Below are 16,386 nucleotides of genomic sequence, written 5' to 3'. Positions count from 1 at the left end.
GAGCGGCGGGACGTCATACGGACAGGACGTCCCCTCCTTCGGGACGCATGACCTCCCGAGGCCGGGGGGGTGGTCAGCCGCCGACCTGCTCCTTGGCCCAGCGGTAGTCCGCCTTGCCGCTGGGCGAGCGGACGACGTGGTCGACCCGCAGGAAGTCCTTGGGCAGCTTGTAACGGGCGATGTGCTCGGCGGCGGTGGCGAGCAGCTCGTCGTCCGGTACGTCGGAGCTGAGCGACACGATCGCGACCGGCTCGCTCCCCCACCGCTCGGAGGGTCGCCCCACGACCACGACGTCGCGCACGGCCGGGTGCGCTCCCACGGCCCGCTCGACCTCCTCGGCGAAGATCTTCTCCCCGCCGGAGTTGATGGTCACCCCGTCCCGGCCCAGCAGCCGGATCCGGCCGTCGGCGAGCATCTCGGCGCGGTCCCCGGGCACCGAGAACCGCTCGCCGTCGATCATCGGGAAGGTACGCGCGGTCTTCTCGGCGTCGCCGAGGTAGCCCAGCGGCACCCGGCCGCGCTGAGCCAGCCAGCCGCCGCCCGCCCCCTGCGCCTCGTCGGGCGAGAGGACGTGCGAGAGGTCCTCGGCCACCACCGTCGTGGTCGGGACCGGGGTGAACGTCGCCGCCTCGGCCTCCATGCCCTTCAGGCTCATCGAGCTCATCTGCAGGCCCGTCTCCGAGGAGCCGGCCGCGTCCATCACCAGGATGTGCGGCAGCAGCTCCATCAGCCGGGCCCGCACCGCGGGCGAGAGCGGCGCCGCACCGTTGTTGACGGCCGCCAGGCCGGACAGGTCGTAGTCGCCGGCCTCGAGCGCCGCGATGATCGGGCGCACCATCGCGTCGCCCACCACGGGCAGGGAGACGCAGCCCTCGCGGATCACGGTGCGCAGGACGGCGTCGGCGTCGAAGCTCTTCACGTCCTCGGGCAGCACGATCTTCCCGCCGCTGGTGATCATGTGGAACGTCGACCACTGGGCTGCGCCGTGCATGAACGGCAGCGCCATCAGCAGCGTCATGCCACCCGCGGCGTTGCGCGCGTTCTCCGCGATTGCCTCGTAGGACGAGTACGGCTCGGTCGTGCCGAACGGGGTCCCGCCCATCGAGGTGACGTACATGTCGTCCTGGCGCCACAGCACGCCCTTGGGCATGCCGGTGGTGCCGCCGGTGTAGACGACGTAGAGGTCGTCCCCGGTCGGTTCCGGCAGCACGGCCGCGTCCTCGGGAGTGGCGACGGCGTCCTCCCACCACACTGCCCCGGGCAGCAGGTCCGCACCGGACTCGTCGGGCACCTGGACGAGCACGTCGAGGGTCGGCACCTGCGCGCGGACGGCGGCGACCTGCTCGGCGAAGCAGGAGTGGTAGACCAGCGCCCGGGTCCCGGCGTCGACCAGGAGGTAGGCCAGCTCCTCGGCGACGTAGCGGTAGTTGACGTTGATCGGCACCGCCCGAGCGCGATAGGAGGCGATCATGGCCTCGAGGTACTCCGGCCCGTTGTAGAGGTAGAGCCCCACGTGGTCCTGACCGGACTCGTGCCCGGCTAGGTCGTCCCGCTCGGTGTGGCAGCCCAGGCCGCGGGAGGCCAGGAAGCGGGCGAACCCGTCGGCGTGCGCCTGCACCTGCGCGTAGGTCAGCCGCAGGTCGCCGTGGACGAGCACCTCCTGCTCGGGCACGGCGGCGGCGACGGTGGCGAAGACGGACGAGAGGTTGAACCCGGTGCTCACTAGAACAGGTTATAGAAATACCTGCGCGGGCGTGACCTGTCCCACAGATAAGTCGCCACCGACGTCGGGCCGGGGTCAGACCGGCGTCAGCAGCTCGGCTGGGATCCACTCCTGCACGAAGCCCCAGCCGTGGGGACGGATGCGTGCGGCGTACACCACCAGGCCCTCCCAGCGCCTGTCGCGCTGACGCCACTCCAGAAGTAGGCCCGGCCGCTTCTCCCCGTCGCCGTCCACAGCGTCGGCGACCCAGCAGTGCCGGGCGGGACAGCGCGGCCCGAGGGGCGCCGCTCCCGACGGCACGCCGCCGGTGCGCACGCGGTCACGCAGGGGGATGCCACTCCCCCGCTTCACCATTCCGCCGGCCACCGGACCATCGTGCCACAGGTTCGAACACCTGTTCGACCACGGCTCTCGAGCAGAGGCTCGGTCGACGCAGGTCAGGCGTCCTCGGCCAGGTCCTCGCCGTGCGTGCCGGGTCGCGGCGCCCACGGCAGCTCCTTGGCGGGCCGTACGACGACGAGCCGGTCGCCCCGGGCCAGCTGGGTCACCACGGGGTCGAAGTAGCGGTAGACCTTCTCGTCGCGCACCACGGCGATCACCTGGTCGGGCAGCCGCTGCGGCTGCTGGCCGACCTCGGAGACCAGCAGCTCGCGCTCGGCGACCTCCAGACCGTCGCCGTAGGTCAGCAGGTCCTCCATGACCGACCCCAGGGTCGGCGAGACGGTCGAGAGACCCAGCAGGCGACCGACGGCGTCGGAGGAGGTGATGACCGAGTCCGCGCCCGACTGGCGCATCAGTGGCGCGTTCTCCTGCTCGCGCACCGCCGCGACGATCCACGCATCGGGGTTGAGCTGGCGCACCGTGAGGGTCGCCAGCACGTTGGAGTCGTCACGGTCGGTGGTGATGATGACCTGCTCGGCGTCGGCGACCCCCGCGCGACGCAGCACCTCGCGCCGGGTGGCGTCACCGGTGACGACGGCCAGTCCGTCGGCGTGGGCGTCCTGCATCGCCACGGGGCTCGGGTCGACGACCACGACGTCCTCGAGCTCGGTGCCGTTGTTGACCAGCGTCTCGACCGCGCTGCGGCCCTTGGTGCCGTAGCCGATGACGACGACGTGCTTGCCCATGCGCTTCCTCCAGCGTGCGACCCGGAACATCTCACGGCCCTGGGAGGCCAGCACCTCCAGGGTCGTGCCGATCAGCAGGACCAGGAAGGCGATGCGGGCGGGGGTGATGACGAAGGCGTTGATCAGCCGCGCGTGCGGTTCCACCGGGGCGATGTCGCCGTAGCCGGTCGTGCTCAACGTGACGGTCGTGTAGTAGATGGCGTCGATCAGGCTGACCCCCGAGCCCGGGTCGCCGTTGTCGACGTAGCCGTCGCGGTCGATCCAGACCAGCAGGACGGTGCCGACCAGGATGCCCAGCGCCAGCAGCAGTCGACGGCTCAGCTCGAACCACGGCGACCGGACGCGCTCGGGCAGCGAGACGAGGTTGGGGACGCGCCGGGGCACCCCGTCGTCCTCGTTCACCATGCCCCCACCACGTCTCGGTCCGCGCGCTCGCCGGCCCGACGGGCCGACCACCGGAGCAGCAACCTACTGGACACGGGCACGCTCCGACGTACGACGGGCCCGGGCACGGGTGGTGGCCGCCTGCGGGAAGACGGTGTCGAAGGCCGCGTTGACCGCCGCGCCGATGAGCACGGCGATGGCCACCAGGTAGAGCCACAGCAGGACGGCGATGGGTGCGGCGAGCGGGCCGTAGATGGAGCGGGAGTCCGCGGCGGTGACTGTCAGCACCCAGCGCAGGGCGTAGGAGCCGAGCACCCAGGCCACCAGCGAGAAGGTGGCGCCGGGGAGGTTGAAGGACCAGTTCGTGCGGACCGGCACGGACACGTGGTAGAGCGTGGCCAGGAAGCAGATGCTCAGCACCACCACCAGCGGCCAGTAGAACGTCATCAGCATGTCGACGCGGTTGGGCAGCACCTGCCGCACCAGCGTCGGCCCCGCGACCACCAGCGGGATGGAGACGATGCCGGTGATCATCGCCAGCACGTAGAGCACGAAGGACAGTGCGCGGGTGCGGACGATCCCGCGCTCCCCGCCCAGGCCGTGCATCACCGTGATGGTGTCGACGAAGACGTTGAGCGCCCGGGAGCCCGACCACAGCGCCAGCACGAACCCCAGCGAGATGACGTCGAACCGACCGCCCTCGAGCACGTCGTCGATGGTGGGCTCGATGACCGTGCTCACCGCGCGGTCGGTGAGCACGCGGGAGGAGAACTCCAGGACCCCGGCCCGCACGTCCTCGACCTGCGCGGGGGTGAACTGGTCGGTCACGTAGCCGATGCCCCCGGCGAGGGCGAAGACCAGCGGCGGCACCGACAGCACCGCGAAGAAGGCGGCCTCGGCGGCCAGCCCCGTGACCCGGTAGCGCAGGCAGGAAGCGACGGTCGTCACGACCAGGCGCCACACCTGGTGCGCGACGTGCCGGGAGGCCTCCCGGACCCGGTCGCCGTCGAGGGCGCGACCGCTGACCGAGGGCATGGAACTACGGTAGCCACATGGAGCCCCGCACCCCCGCTCGTGCCGACCTGCGCGTCGTGTCCAACCAGGCCCCGCCGCTCGCCGGCTACAACGTCGTCACCGCCGACGCAGCCCTCGTCGAGGCCGTCCTGCGGCACGGGTCCCAGGAGGTGCTGGACTCCCTGGTCGACCTCGGCGCCGAGGCCGGCTCCGCGGAGGCGCGCGAGCACGGAATGCTCGCCAACGAGCACCACCCCGAGCTCACCCCCTACGACCGCTACGGCCACCGCGTCGACGAGGTCCGCTTCCACCCGTCCTGGCACTGGCTGATGGAGCGCGCCGTCGGGCACGGCCTGGCCGCCGCACCGTGGGAGGAGCAGGCCGACGGCGCTGCCCACGCCCACGTGCGTCGCGCCGCCGGGTTCATGGCGTGGTCGCACACCGAGCCCGGCCACGGGTGCCCCATCTCCATGACATACGCCGCCGTGCCGGCGCTGCGGGCCGACGACGCCCTGGCCAAGGATTGGACGCCGTTGCTGGCGTCGCGACGCTACGACCCGGGGGTCCGTGCGCTGACCGACAAGGTCGGTGCGCTGGCCGGCATGGGCATGACCGAGAAGCAGGGCGGATCCGACGTCCGGGCCAACGTCACCCGCGCCGTCCCGGTGCCCGGCGCCGACGGCACCTACACCCTGCACGGCCACAAGTGGTTCACCAGCGCCCCGATGAACGACGTCTTCCTCGTCCTGGCACAGACCGAGGGCGGCGTCACGTGCTTCGTCGTCCCGCGGGTGCTGGCCGACGGCACCCGCAACCAGCTCGACGTCGTGCGCCTGAAGGACAAGCTCGGCAACCGCTCCAACGCCTCCTCGGAGCTGGAGTTCGACGGCACCGTCGCCCACCGCTTGGGCGACGAGGGCCGCGGGGTGCGCACCATCATCGAGATGGTGGCCGCGACGCGCCTCGACTGCGTCCTGGGCTCCAGCTCCCTGATGCGCCGCGCGGTCTCGGAGGCCTCCTGGCACGTCACCCACCGCTCGGCCTTCGGCTCGCGCCTGGTCGACAAGCCGCTCATGCAGAACGTCATCGCCGACCTGCACGTGGAGACCGAGGCGGCCACCGCCCTGGCGATGCGCCTGGCCGCGGCCGTCGACGCGCCGCACGACGAGCACGAGCGGGCGCTGCGCCGCATCGCGCTGCCGCTGGCGAAGTTCTGGGTCTGCAAGCGCACCCCCTTCATGGTCGCCGAGGCCCTGGAGTGCCTCGGCGGCAACGGGTACGTCGAGGAGTCGGGCATGCCGCTGCTCTACCGGGAGGCGCCGCTGAACTCGGTGTGGGAGGGCTCGGGCAACGTCAACGCCCTCGACGTGCTGCGGGCGCTGGGTCGCGAGCCCGAGGTGCTCGACGCCTGGATCACCGAGGTCGGCAGGGCCCGCGGCGGCGATGCCCGCCTGGACCGCGCCATCGAGGACACGCTCGCGATGATCGGTGCTCTGATGGGCGAGCCCGACCAGCTCGAGCGTCAGGCCCGCCGCCTCGCCGGCCGGATGGCAGCCGTGCTGCAGGGGTCGCTGCTCGTGCGTCACGCACCCGCCGAGGTCGCCGACATCTTCTGCGCATCCCGTCTCGGCCCGTCGGCCGAGGGCGTCTTCGGCGCGCTGGACGGTGGCGACCTGGGCGCGGTGGTGACTCGGACCACCCCCACCGTCTGAGCCCGCGGGCCTCGAGCGCTCGGGAACCTGGGCCAGCGCCCGCGCCCCTCCGAAGCGCTTGGACAGGCTGAGGTCAGGCCAGGTCGAGGCCCGGGTAGAGCGGGTGCTTGTCGAGCATCTCGGCCGAGGCGGCCCGCACCTTGTCGGCGACGCCGTCACCCAGGGCGTAGGAGGCCTTGGAGGGCCCCCCGGCCTTGGTGGTGCCGGCCTCGGTGTTCTGCAGGACCGTGACGATGAGGTCGGCGACGGTGTCGAACTCGTCGTGGCCGAAGCCGCGCGTGGTCAGCGCCGGGGTGCCGAGACGGATGCCGGAGGTGTACCAGGCGCCGTTGGGGTCGTTCGGCACCGAGTTGCGGTTGGTGACGACGCCGGCGTCGAGCAGCGCGGACTCGGCCTGGCGACCGGTGAGGCCGAACTTCGAGACGTCGAGCAGCACCAGGTGGTTGTCGGTGCCGCCGGTGACCAGGTCGGCACCACGGGAGAGGAAACCCTGCGCGAGCGACTGGGCGTTGTCGGCGACCTGCTGGGCGTAGGCGCGGAAGCCGTCCTGGCGGGCCTCGGCGAAGGCGACGGCCTTGGCGGCCATCACGTGCGAGAGCGGGCCACCGAGCACCATCGGGCAGCCGCGGTCGACGGAGGGGGCGTACTCCTCGGTCGCCAGCACCATGCCGCCGCGGGGGCCGCGCAGCGACTTGTGGGTGGTCGTGGTGACGACGTGGGCGTGCGGGACCGGGTCCTCGTCGCCGGTGAAGACCTTGCCGGCCACCAGGCCGGCGAAGTGGGCCATGTCGACCATGAGCGTGGCACCGACCTCGTCGGCGATCTCGCGCATCTTCGCGAAGTCCACCCGGCGCGGGTACGCCGAGTAGCCGGCGACGAGGACCAGCGGCTTGAACTCGCGAGCCTTCGCGGCGACCGCGTCGTAGTCCAGCAGGCCCGTCTCGGGGTCCGTGCCGTACTGCTGCTGGTGGAACATCTTGCCGGAGATGTTGGGGCGGAAGCCGTGGGTGAGGTGACCGCCGGCGTCCAGGCTCATGCCGAGCAGACGCTGGTTGCCCAGCTCGCGGCGCAGCGATTCCCAGTCCTCCTCGGTCAGCTCGTTGACGTTCTTCGACCCGGCCTTCTCCAGCCAGGGACCCTCGACGCGGTGGGCGAGGATCGACCAGAAGGCGACGAGGTTGGCGTCGATGCCCGAGTGCGGCTGCACGTACGCGTACTCGGCGCCGAAGAGCTCGCGGGCGTGCTCGGCGGCCAGGGACTCGACGGTGTCGACGTTCTGGCAGCCGGCGTAGAAGCGGTGACCGACCGTGCCCTCGGCGTACTTGTCGCTGAACCAGGTGCCCATCGTCATCAGCACGGCCGGGGACGCGTAGTTCTCGCTCGCGATGAGCTTGAGGGACGCGCGCTGGTCGGCGAGCTCGGCACGGGTGGCCTCGGCGATGCGGGGCTCGACGGAGGCGATGACCTCCAGGGCCTGGCTGTAGGCGCTGCTGGTGAGGCGGGAGACGTCGGTCATGGCGCACAGCCTACGGCTCGGCCCAGGAGGTCGGTGGGCTGGACCGCGCCGCGCGAGCGGTGTGACGTGCGCCGCACCGAGGACCCGTTCCACGCTCACCACATGCCACCGGTATCCCAGATGTCGGGATCGTGATCTCACTTCATGAGATGAACGGTGGCGGGACCGGGGTCCGCGGGCTGAGACTCCTTGACATGACCTTCGCCGCCACGCACGCCTGGCTCGTGGTACGCCGCCACGTGGACCTCGGGCGCACCCGCAGCGCGATGTGTCGACCCCGCTGAGCACCCGAGCACCCACCTCCTCCTGCGGCCCGCCGGCCGCGCCCTCAGCGAAGGACACCCGAGTCAGTCATGCCCGACCTGCGCTTCCACGGCACCCGCCCCCAGCACACCGAGATCCCGCGCCCCAAGCGCGGTGAGGGTCAGTGGGCCCTGGGCTTCAACGAGCCGCTGAACAAGAACGAGCAGTCCAAGAAGGACGACGACGCGCTCAACGTGCGCGACCGCATCCTCAACACCTACTCCAAGCGCGGCTTCGACTCCATCGACCCCGCCGACCTGCGCGGCCGGTTCCGCTGGATGGGGCTCTACACCCAGCGCAAGCCCGGCATCGACGGCGGCCGCACCGGCTCGATGGAGGAGGAGGAGCTCGACGACCGCTACTTCATGCTGCGGGTCCGCTCCGACGGCGCCCTGCTCGACGCCGCCGCCGTCCGCGCGCTCGGTGAGATCGGTCGCGACTTCGCCCAGGACACCGCCGACGTCACCGACCGGCAGAACATCCAGTACCACTGGATCCGGATCGAGGACGTCCCCGCCATCTGGGAGAAGCTCGACGCCGCCGGCCTGTCCTCGATCGAGGCGTGCGGTGACTCGCCCCGCCCGTTCCTCGGCTCGCCCGTGGCCGGCGTGGCCGCCGAGGAGATCATCGACGGCTCCAGCGCGCTGGAGGAGATCAAGCGCCGCTACATCGGCGACAAGCAGTTCTCGAACCTGCCCCGCAAGTTCAAGACCGCGCTGACCGGCCACCCCGACCACGACGTCTCCCCCGAGACCAACGACGTGTCCTTCGTCGGCACCGTCCACCCCGAGCACGGCCCCGGCTTCGACCTCTGGGTCGGCGGCGGGCTGTCCACCAACCCGATGCTGGCCGCCAAGATGGGCGTCTGGATCCCGCTGGACCAGGTCCCCGACGTGTGGGCCGGCGTCGCCTCGATCTTCCGCGACTACGGCTACCGCCGGCTGCGCTCGCGGGCCCGGCTGAAGTTCCTCGTCGCCGACTGGGGCATCGAGAAGTTCCGCGAGGTGCTGGAGAAGGAGTACCTCGGTGCTCCGCTCGCCTCCTGCCCCTCCCCCGAGTCCCCGGTGGGCTTCCGCGACCACATCGGCGTGCACGACCAGAAGGACGGGCTGAAGTACGTCGGCGTCGCACCCGTCGTGGGCCGCGTGTCCGGCACGCTGCTGCTGGACCTGGCCGGCCTGATCGAGGAGTTCGGGCTCGCGGGCGCCCGCCTGACGGCGTACCAGAAGATCGTGCTCATCGGCGCCGACCCCGCCCGTGTCGACGAGCTCCTCGACCGCCTGGAGGAGATCGGCCTCTCGGCCCGGCCCTCGCAGTGGCGCCGCAACACGATGGCCTGCACCGGCATCGAGTTCTGCAAGCTCGCGATCGTCGACACCAAGAACCGCGCCCGCGACCTCGTCGCAGAGCTCGAGCGCCGGTTCCCCGACCTCGACACCCCGATCTCGGTCAACGTCAACGGCTGCCCCAACGCCTGCGCGCGCACTCAGGTCGCCGACATCGGCCTCAAGGGTCAGCTCGTCATGCACGAGGGACAGCAGGTCGAGGGCTTCCAGGTGCACCTCGGCGGCGCCACCGGCCTCAAGGCGAACTTCGGCCGCAAGCTGCGCGCCCACAAGGTCACCAGCGCCGGCCTCGACGACTACGTGACCGTCGTGGTCACCAACTTCCTGGCCGACCGCACCGAGGGCGAGAGCTTCGCCGACTGGGTGCACCGTGCCGACGAGGCCCTTCTCAAGGGCGACAAGGTGCTCGACGGTGCCGCCTCGGGCGGCGGTTCCTGATGTCCGAGCGCGCCGTGCCCTTCCACTGCCCCTACTGCGGTGACGAGGACCTGCGTCCCCACGCCGCGGAGCACGGCACGTGGGAATGCCACGCCTGCCGGCGCGCCTTCTCCCTGCGGCTGATCGGGCACCTGGCCCGGCCGCCGCAGTCGGGAGGAGCCTCATGACGTCCGCCACCACACGTGCCGCGCGGGAGAACCGCGCCACCCACACCGAGGGCCGCTCGCCGGAGGAGCTGCGCGAGCTGGTGTCCCACTGGGGCGCCGAGCTCGAGCTGGCCCCGGCCGAGACCATCATCGAGTGGGCGGCCGCCACGTTCGGCGACCGGTTCTGCATCACCTCCTCGATGGGTGACGCCGTCCTGGCCCACCTGGCCGCGAAGGTCGTCCCCGGCATCGACGTGGTCTTCCTCGACACCGGCTACCACTTCGTCGAGACCATCGGCACCCGCGACGCCGTCGAGGCCACGATGGACGTCAACCTGCTCACCATCACGCCCGTCCAGAGCGTGGCCGAGCAGGACGCGACCGAGGGCAAGGACCTCTTCCGCACCGACCCCGACCGCTGCTGCGCGCTGCGCAAGGTCGCGCCGCTGCAGCAGGCGCTGTCCGGGTACGACGCCTGGGCCACCGGCCTGCGACGGGCCGAGACCCGCAACCGCGTCATCGCGCCGGTCATCGGGTGGGACGCCAAGAAGCAGAAGGTGAAGGTCTCCCCCATCGCCCGCTGGTCCGACGAGCAGGTCGAGACCTACATCGCCGAGAACGGCGTGCTGGTCAACCCGCTGGTCTACGACGGCTACCCCTCCATCGGCTGCGCACCCTGCACCCGACGCGTCGCCCCCGGCGAGGACGTCCGCAGCGGGCGCTGGGCCGGCACGAACAAGACCGAGTGCGGCATCCACATGTGAGCCGTCCCGGCGGTCCACCCGGACCGCCAGCACCACCCGCGAGTGCAGCGTCGCACCGCGAGCTCGACCCCCACACAGAAGCAGTGAAGATCGCAGAGAAGGAGGCACCCGATGGCAGCTCCCGCCCTCGTGGCCCTCGCCCACGGCAGCCGTGACCCCCGCTCGGCCGCCACGATCCGCGCCCTCGTCGACGAGGTCCGGGCCGTCCGTCCCGACCTCAAGGTCGAGCCGGCCTTCCTCGAGCTCTCCCGCCCCGGATTCCAGACGGTCGTCGACCGGCTGGTGAAGGCCGGCCACGACGAGATCGTCGTCGTCCCGCTCCTGCTCACCGAGGCGCACCACGCCACCGTCGACGTGCCCGCCGCCATCGCCGAGGCCACCGAGCGGCACCCGCAGGTGCGCATCCAGGCCACCGACGTGCTGGGCCTGGAGACCTGCTTCCTGCAGGTGCTCGACGAGCGGCTGCGCGAGGCGCTGCGCGCGGCCCGCGTCCGCGAGCTCGACGCCCTGGTGCTGGCCGCCGCCGGCACCAGCGACCCGCTGGCCAACCAGGCCGTCGCGCGCCTGGCCCGGGTGTGGGGCAGCCACCACAAGCTGCCCGTCACCGCTGCCTACGCCTCGGCCGCCCCGCCGGCCACCGGCGAGGCCGTGCGTGCCTTCCGCGCCGAGGGTCGCCGCCACATCGCGGTCGCCTCGCTCTTCCTCGCGCCGGGCTTCCTGCCCGACCGCGCTGCGGAGCTGGCCCTCGAGGCCGGTGCCGTCGCGGTCTCCGCGCCGCTGGGTGCCCACCCCGAGGTCGCGCGGGTCGTGCTGGCCCGCTACGCCGTCGGCGCCGTCGAGCTCGTCCCCGTCTGACCTGCACCGTCTGACCCGCGCTTCCTGGTCGAGCCGGCGTATCGATACGCCGGCTCGACCAGGACTCAGCGCACCAGGCGCTCCAGCAGGTGCTCCAGCTCGGCCCGGGGGTCGACGGTCAGTCCGCCGTGGACCGGGCCGGGCTGCAGCACGGTGCTGCGCGGCGCCTTGAGGAACCCGAAGCGCTGGCCGAGGGACTGGGCCGCGGCCGATCCACCGCGCTCGTCACCGGCGCAGACCCCCTCGACGAAGGTCAGCGCGTCGCAGAGGCGGGCGACGTCGAGGGCGGGGAAGAGCGACCGCACCCGGTCGGTGTCGACGTGCCAGGCGGCCTCCAGCAGGTCGGCAGCCTGGCTGTAGAGCACGACGCCGACGTTGACGAACTCCTCACGCTCCACGCGCGGGACGCAGCGCATGACGACGTACTGGTAGGGCAGCAGCTCAGGCACCCGCGCCTCCCGGGAGCCAGGCGCGCGAGGCCAGACGCGCGCTGAGGAAGTCGACGTACGCCGCCCGCACCCGCGCCGGCGTCTCCGCGCCGGGGACGGGCTCGAGCCAGGCGTCCGGGACCAGGTCGAGGACCTGGGCGAACACCTCGGGCCCGAGGTCGGCGCGCAGCGCGGCATCGGTGGCGCCCAGGTCGACCTCGGCGGGATCGACAACGTGGTCGGAAGGGTCCCACGGTTGGTCGGCGAAGCGCTGGGCCGCCCCGTCGCGGGTCAGCGAGCCACCCGGCCAGGCGTGGTGGAAGTACAGCGAGGCGCCGTGGTCGATGACCCAGAGGTCACCGTGCCAGACCAACAGGTTGGGGTTGCGCCAGGAGCGGTCGACGTTGGCGATGAAGGCGTCGAGCCACAGGACCCGGGCGGCGTCCTCGGGGGTGCCCGCCTCCCCGTCGGCGTACCCGAAGGCCCCGGGCAGGAAGTCGATGCCGAGGTTGTCGCCCGCGCTGGCGTTGAGGAGGTCCTGCACCTCCTCGTCGGCCTCGTAGCGCGCGATGGCGGGGTCGAGGTCGAGCACGACCAGGCGCGGGGTGCGCAGCCCGACACGTCGGGCCAGCTCGGAGGCGATGACCTCGGCGACGAGGACGCGCAGCCCCTGGCCGGCGCCGCGGAACTTGCAGACGTAGGTGCCGAGGTCGTCGGCCTCGACGATGCCCGGGAGCGAGCCTCCCTCGCGCAGCGGGGTGACGTAGCGGGTGACGCGCACCCGGTCCAACGCACTCACTGCAGCGGGTCCTCCTGCTCGAGCCGTCGACGTTGCTCCTCGACGTCGAGGTCGACGCGGGGCCAGGCCGGCGCCATGGTCTGGAGCGTCTGGCGCAGCAGCATCGCGACCGCGAGGTTGCGGTACCACTTGCGGTCCGCGGGCACGACGTGCCAGGGCGCGACCTCGGTGTTGGTGCGCTCCAGGGCGATCTCGTAGGCCCGCTGGTAGTCGGTCCACCGCTGTCGCTCGTCGATGTCGCCGGGGTTGAACTTCCAGTGCTTGTCGTGCCGGTCCAGGCGCTCGAGCAGCCGCTCCTTCTGGGTCTCGGGCGAGACGTGCAGCATCACCTTGACCACCCGGACGCCCGAGGCGAGCACCTCGGCCTCGAAGTCGTTGATCTCGTCGTAGCGCTGCTCGATCACGTCTGGCTCGGCCAGCTCGCGGACCCGGGCGATCAGCACGTCCTCGTAGTGGGAGCGGTCGAAGACGCCGATCCGGCCCATGCCGGGCAGTGCCTTGCGGATGCGCCAGAGGAAGTGGTAGCGCAGCTCTTCCTCGGTGGGCTTCTTGAACGCCGTGATGTCGACGCCCTGGGGGTCGACGAGCCCCACGGTGTGGCGCACGACGCCGCCCTTGCCCGAGGTGTCCATGCCCTGCAGGACCAGCAGCACCCCGCGACCGGGCTTGCTGTCAGCGTCGTCAGCGTCGTCGGCGACACGACCCTCGGCGTAGAGACGCTCCTGGAGCTCGGAGAGCTCGGCACCAACCTCCTCGAGGGTCGCCTTGCCCTCCTCCTTGTCGCCGTCGAAGCCGGGAGTGGCGTCGGTGGCCCACTCCCCCAGGTCGACCGGGCCGGGCGGGACGCGCAGGTGGTGCTGGATCACTGCGCCATCATGTCAGCCATGAGCAGCACCGAGACCCCCTTGCCGCACGTCGTCCTGGTCCACGGGGCGTGGCACGGCGCCTGGTGCTGGCGCGACGGGTTCACCCAGCGTCTGGAGGCGGCGGGCCTGCAGGTCACGACGCCCGACCTGCCGGCGCACGGCTCGCGCCTGGACGCCGCCCGGCTGCGCTCGCTGCGGCACGGGCCGAGGCTGCGGGACTACGTGGACTCGGTGGTGGAGGTGCTGCGCGGTCTCCCGGCCGGCGGTCCGCCTCCGGTCCTGGTGGGGCACTCGATGGGCGGCGGCGTGGTGCAGCACCTCGTCGGCCGGATCGACCGCCCCGCCCTCAGCGGTGCCGTGCTGCTGGCCTCCATGCCGCCGGCCGGGGTCTGGCGGGTCACCCTCGACACCGCGCGGCAGCGCACCGGGACGTTCCTGGCCGCCAACGTGCGCCGCGACCTGGGCATGCTGGTGGTCGAGCCCGAGCACGTACGCCGGATGTTCCTCTCCCCCGACACCGACGACTCCGTCGTGGCGGCCGTGCGGTCGCGACTGCACGGCGAGTCGTTCCGCGCGTTCCTCGACATGCTGGCCCTCGACCGGCCGCGGCCGGCGTCGGGCCGTGGCCCGCGTGCGACGGAGGTCCGCGTGCTGGGCGCCGCCGACGACACGATCTTCCGCGTCGCCGACGTCGAGGCCACCGCGGCCGCCTGGGGCACCGAGGCCGTGATCGTCCCCGGCATCGGGCACGACGTGATGCTCGACCACGGCTGGGAGCGGGTCGCCGACCAGGTCATCGCCTGGGTGCGTGAGATGGGCTGAGATCGGCTGGCCTACGTGCGCAGCCGTCCGGATCTCTTCGGGTCATGGACCATCGCGTGGTGGGCCGAGCAGTAGAGCCGCCCGTCCTTGACGCTGGTCGAGCCACCTGCTGACCACGGAATCACGTGGTGGACGTGGCACCTGCTCGGCGGTGCGTCACAACCACCGACGACGCAGGTCTTGTCACGCTGAGCGATCGCGAGCCGCTGGGCCCGGGTGTGGAACCGTCGCCGCCGACCGACGTCGAGGACCTCCGACTTCCCGCCCAGCACCATGGGGATGACCCCGGCCTCACACGCGAGCCGGCGTGCCGCACCGGCGGAGATGACCTCCCCGGTGTCCAACGCTGCCGCCGCCAGGCCACCCATCAACGAGTCGATGGTCATCGTCACCACGACCGTCGCCCCGACACCGCCCACGGTGGGCAGGTCCTTCGCGTCGAGACGCTCCAGCAGCTCGGTGAACGCCTGCCCCGCCGCCACCGGTGTCGGCTTCGACTGGCGGACCTCGGCCGGGTCCTGCTTCGCCCAGGTCAGCGCCTGGATCGCCTTCGCCAGCATCGCGCCATGCAGGGCGGGGATGGAGAACCGTCCGTGCACCATCCCGTGCCCATCGGAGGCGAACGTCAGCCTGGTCTTCTCCGCGGCACGGCGCTCCTCGTCCTCCAACAGCTTCGCCTCATGCGCCTCACCCACCTCCGGTGCCACCACCGTCAACACGTGGCGGCCCAGCACCTTGAGGTGCTTGGCGTCGAACCCGTCCGCACACTCGACCAGGTGCTTCTCCGCCTGCTCGACCACCACCGGCTCCAGGTCCACGGGACCGTCGGTCTCCAGGTCGCCCAGAGCCCGGGCGATCGCGTGCGCCTGCTCGGTGTTCACCCGCCCCTCCGCCAACGCCTCGGCCAGCGCGGTGAACCTGCTCAGCGCGACCGCCAGCTTCACGTCGCGGTGCGCGGTCGCCCGCGTCCGGTGGGTGGCGTCGGCCCACCACGTCGCCGTCGTGGTCGCGCCGTTGGTCTCCTCCACCCGCACCTGCGTCGCATGCGCCAGCACCGTCGCGGTCAACGCATCGAGCCGGGATGCGACCTGCGCCAGCCCACGCAGCAGGTTCGCCGTCGCGGCCTGATCGAGCCCGATCAACGACGCCGCATGACCCTCATCGAGGGCAGCATCGATCCTCTCGACCACCCGGTCGAGAGGGTGCTGCTGCCCGAGAACCGCCATACCTCAGCACACACCAGACCACCGACATTCCGACCCCCACAACAGCCAGATCCACACCACCGCCGGGAGTCGTGACCCAACCGTGACCCAGGCTTTCGAGCGCTGCCGACACAAGCGCTTTTAGGGAGCAACCGATTGGCGACCGCATGCACCCATCTGACGATGAGCGAACGAAGATGTGGGCTTCTATGCTGCCAAGGTGAGCAGTTACCGGAGGCGGCATCTAACGGTCGTCGCGGTCTCAGTCGCGCTCATCGGCTTTCTTGCGTGGTACTTGGTCGCACGCAACGTGAGTGCCTTGGACGCTCAGCCGTCGGGGCCCAAGGTTGCCTACCGCGTCATCGTGTCGGCATCGCTCACGGTGCCCTGCCTGCTGCTGGCTGTCAGTGCCTACCGGACCCAGGATTGGAGCCGAGTGGGTTGGCGGCTCGGAGTTCTGCTTGCTTGGTGCTTCGCGGCGCTGACCCTGTCCTTCATGCTCGGCGTCTGACGTCCGCTTCTGCCGCAGCTCGGTCGTGGCTCCCCTCTGTGTCAAGACACCTTTGGCAGGGGCGTTCTAGGCTGGTCGGCGACGGGCCCCGGAGTGGCTTGTCCGAAGAGCCGGTGTGGAGGTTGAGAGCCGGGCGCGCTGGAGTCAGAGTCGCTACCTCGTTGCCCTCCCGGGCCCGTCGCCTTCGCTCTCACGGCGTCGTCGAGCATGGTCTTGTAGACGATGTTCGAGAGCCGTCGCTTGAGTGCGCGCATGGCTTCCATCGAGGTCTTCCCGTCGCTCTTGCGGCGGTCGAAGTAGGCGCGACCTTCGGTGTCGTTGCGCAGCTGGACGGTGGCCATGATGTGCAGCGTCCGGTTGATCTGCCGGTTCCCAGCCCTCGACAGCCGGTGCCGGACCTGGTCGCCGGAGGAGGCGTCTATGGGTG

Annotated in this window: 17 protein-coding genes; 7 read left to right on the top strand and 10 right to left on the bottom strand. The window is 71.5% G+C overall.

Going from position 1 to position 16,386, the window contains the following annotated elements; translation table 11 throughout:
• Positions 1-73 precede the first annotated feature (73 nt).
• The 4 genes from A6R01_RS03385 to A6R01_RS03370 all read right to left on the bottom strand — a co-directional run bounded on the left by A6R01_RS03385 (position 74) and on the right by A6R01_RS03370 (position 4,269).
• Positions 74-1,723, bottom strand: a complete 1,650-nt coding sequence (locus A6R01_RS03385) for an acyl-CoA synthetase (protein ID WP_292603581.1) — start codon at positions 1,721-1,723, stop codon at positions 74-76.
• 75 nt (positions 1,724-1,798) lie between these two features.
• Positions 1,799-2,089 (bottom strand): hypothetical protein, encoded by a 291-nt coding sequence (locus tag A6R01_RS03380; RefSeq protein WP_292603579.1) that lies wholly within the window; start codon positions 2,087-2,089, stop codon positions 1,799-1,801.
• Positions 2,090-2,160: 71 nt separating this feature from the next.
• Positions 2,161-3,255 (bottom strand): TrkA family potassium uptake protein, encoded by a 1,095-nt coding sequence (locus A6R01_RS03375; protein ID WP_292603577.1) that lies wholly within the window; start codon positions 3,253-3,255, stop codon positions 2,161-2,163.
• 63 nt (positions 3,256-3,318) lie between these two features.
• Positions 3,319-4,269 carry a YihY/virulence factor BrkB family protein gene (locus A6R01_RS03370; protein ID WP_292603575.1) on the bottom strand — a complete coding sequence of 317 codons (951 nt, stop codon included), beginning with the start codon at positions 4,267-4,269 and terminating at the stop codon, positions 3,319-3,321.
• Positions 4,270-4,286: 17 nt separating this feature from the next.
• Here A6R01_RS03370 and A6R01_RS03365 point away from each other — a divergent pair, with 17 nt between their 5' ends.
• On the top strand, positions 4,287-5,960 hold the full coding sequence (locus tag A6R01_RS03365; protein WP_292603573.1) for an acyl-CoA dehydrogenase family protein: 1,674 nt from the start codon (positions 4,287-4,289) through the stop codon (positions 5,958-5,960).
• Between the two features lie 73 nt (positions 5,961-6,033).
• Here A6R01_RS03365 and A6R01_RS03360 read toward each other — a convergent pair whose 3' ends face one another.
• Complete coding sequence (locus A6R01_RS03360; RefSeq protein ID WP_292603571.1) at positions 6,034-7,476, bottom strand: glycine hydroxymethyltransferase; 1,443 nt, start codon at positions 7,474-7,476, stop codon at positions 6,034-6,036.
• Between the two features lie 353 nt (positions 7,477-7,829).
• On the opposite strand from A6R01_RS03360, the gene A6R01_RS03355 reads away from it, so the two are divergent.
• From A6R01_RS03355 to A6R01_RS03340, 4 genes are all read left to right on the top strand, one after another.
• Positions 7,830-9,563, top strand: coding sequence for a nitrite/sulfite reductase (locus A6R01_RS03355; protein WP_292603569.1), 1,734 nt, complete (start codon positions 7,830-7,832; stop codon positions 9,561-9,563).
• The gene (locus A6R01_RS03350) at positions 9,563-9,730 is read left to right on the top strand and encodes a hypothetical protein (protein WP_292603567.1); all 168 of its coding nucleotides are present in this window, start codon (positions 9,563-9,565) and stop codon (positions 9,728-9,730) included. The genes A6R01_RS03355 and A6R01_RS03350 overlap by 1 nt, the downstream gene beginning before the upstream one ends.
• Positions 9,727-10,473 carry a phosphoadenylyl-sulfate reductase gene (locus A6R01_RS03345; protein WP_292603565.1) on the top strand — a complete coding sequence of 249 codons (747 nt, stop codon included), beginning with the start codon at positions 9,727-9,729 and terminating at the stop codon, positions 10,471-10,473. The genes A6R01_RS03350 and A6R01_RS03345 overlap by 4 nt, the downstream gene beginning before the upstream one ends.
• Positions 10,474-10,584: 111 nt before the next feature.
• Positions 10,585-11,328 (top strand): sirohydrochlorin chelatase, encoded by a 744-nt coding sequence (locus A6R01_RS03340; protein ID WP_292603563.1) that lies wholly within the window; start codon positions 10,585-10,587, stop codon positions 11,326-11,328.
• Positions 11,329-11,393: 65 nt separating this feature from the next.
• Here A6R01_RS03340 and A6R01_RS03335 read toward each other — a convergent pair whose 3' ends face one another.
• The 3 genes from A6R01_RS03335 to A6R01_RS03325 are packed head-to-tail and all read right to left on the bottom strand — an operon-like array spanning position 11,394 to position 13,421.
• Positions 11,394-11,777: a DUF3037 domain-containing protein gene (locus A6R01_RS03335; protein WP_292603561.1), complete on the bottom strand. Its 384-nt coding sequence runs from the start codon at positions 11,775-11,777 to the stop codon at positions 11,394-11,396.
• Entirely contained in the window at positions 11,770-12,555 is a 786-nt protein-coding gene (locus A6R01_RS03330) for a HipA family kinase (protein ID WP_292603559.1), read from the bottom strand. Before A6R01_RS03330 ends, A6R01_RS03335 begins: the two co-directional genes overlap by 8 nt.
• The gene (locus A6R01_RS03325) at positions 12,552-13,421 is read right to left on the bottom strand and encodes a PPK2 family polyphosphate kinase (RefSeq protein ID WP_292603557.1); all 870 of its coding nucleotides are present in this window, start codon (positions 13,419-13,421) and stop codon (positions 12,552-12,554) included. The genes A6R01_RS03330 and A6R01_RS03325 overlap by 4 nt, the downstream gene beginning before the upstream one ends.
• Positions 13,422-13,439: 18 nt before the next feature.
• Here A6R01_RS03325 and A6R01_RS03320 point away from each other — a divergent pair, with 18 nt between their 5' ends.
• Entirely contained in the window at positions 13,440-14,243 is an 804-nt protein-coding gene (locus tag A6R01_RS03320; protein ID WP_292603555.1) for an alpha/beta fold hydrolase, read from the top strand.
• Between the two features lie 11 nt (positions 14,244-14,254).
• Here A6R01_RS03320 and A6R01_RS03315 read toward each other — a convergent pair whose 3' ends face one another.
• On the bottom strand, positions 14,255-15,433 hold the full coding sequence (locus A6R01_RS03315; RefSeq protein WP_292603553.1) for an HNH endonuclease signature motif containing protein: 1,179 nt from the start codon (positions 15,431-15,433) through the stop codon (positions 14,255-14,257).
• Positions 15,434-15,668: 235 nt separating this feature from the next.
• Between A6R01_RS03315 and A6R01_RS03310 the strand changes: the two genes are divergently transcribed.
• A complete protein-coding gene (locus A6R01_RS03310; protein ID WP_292603551.1) occupies positions 15,669-15,959 on the top strand; it encodes a hypothetical protein in 291 nt (96 codons plus the stop codon).
• A 41-nt stretch (positions 15,960-16,000) separates the two neighbouring features.
• Here A6R01_RS03310 and A6R01_RS03305 read toward each other — a convergent pair.
• Positions 16,001-16,386: transposase (locus A6R01_RS03305; RefSeq protein ID WP_292603549.1), on the bottom strand; the 386-nt coding region annotated here is incomplete at its 5' end.

It is taken from the genome of Nocardioides sp. REDSEA-S30_B4 (genome assembly GCF_001627265.1).
Taxonomy (GTDB): domain Bacteria; phylum Actinomycetota; class Actinomycetes; order Propionibacteriales; family Nocardioidaceae; genus Nocardioides.
This window is presented reverse-complemented; position numbering and strand designations above follow the sequence as displayed.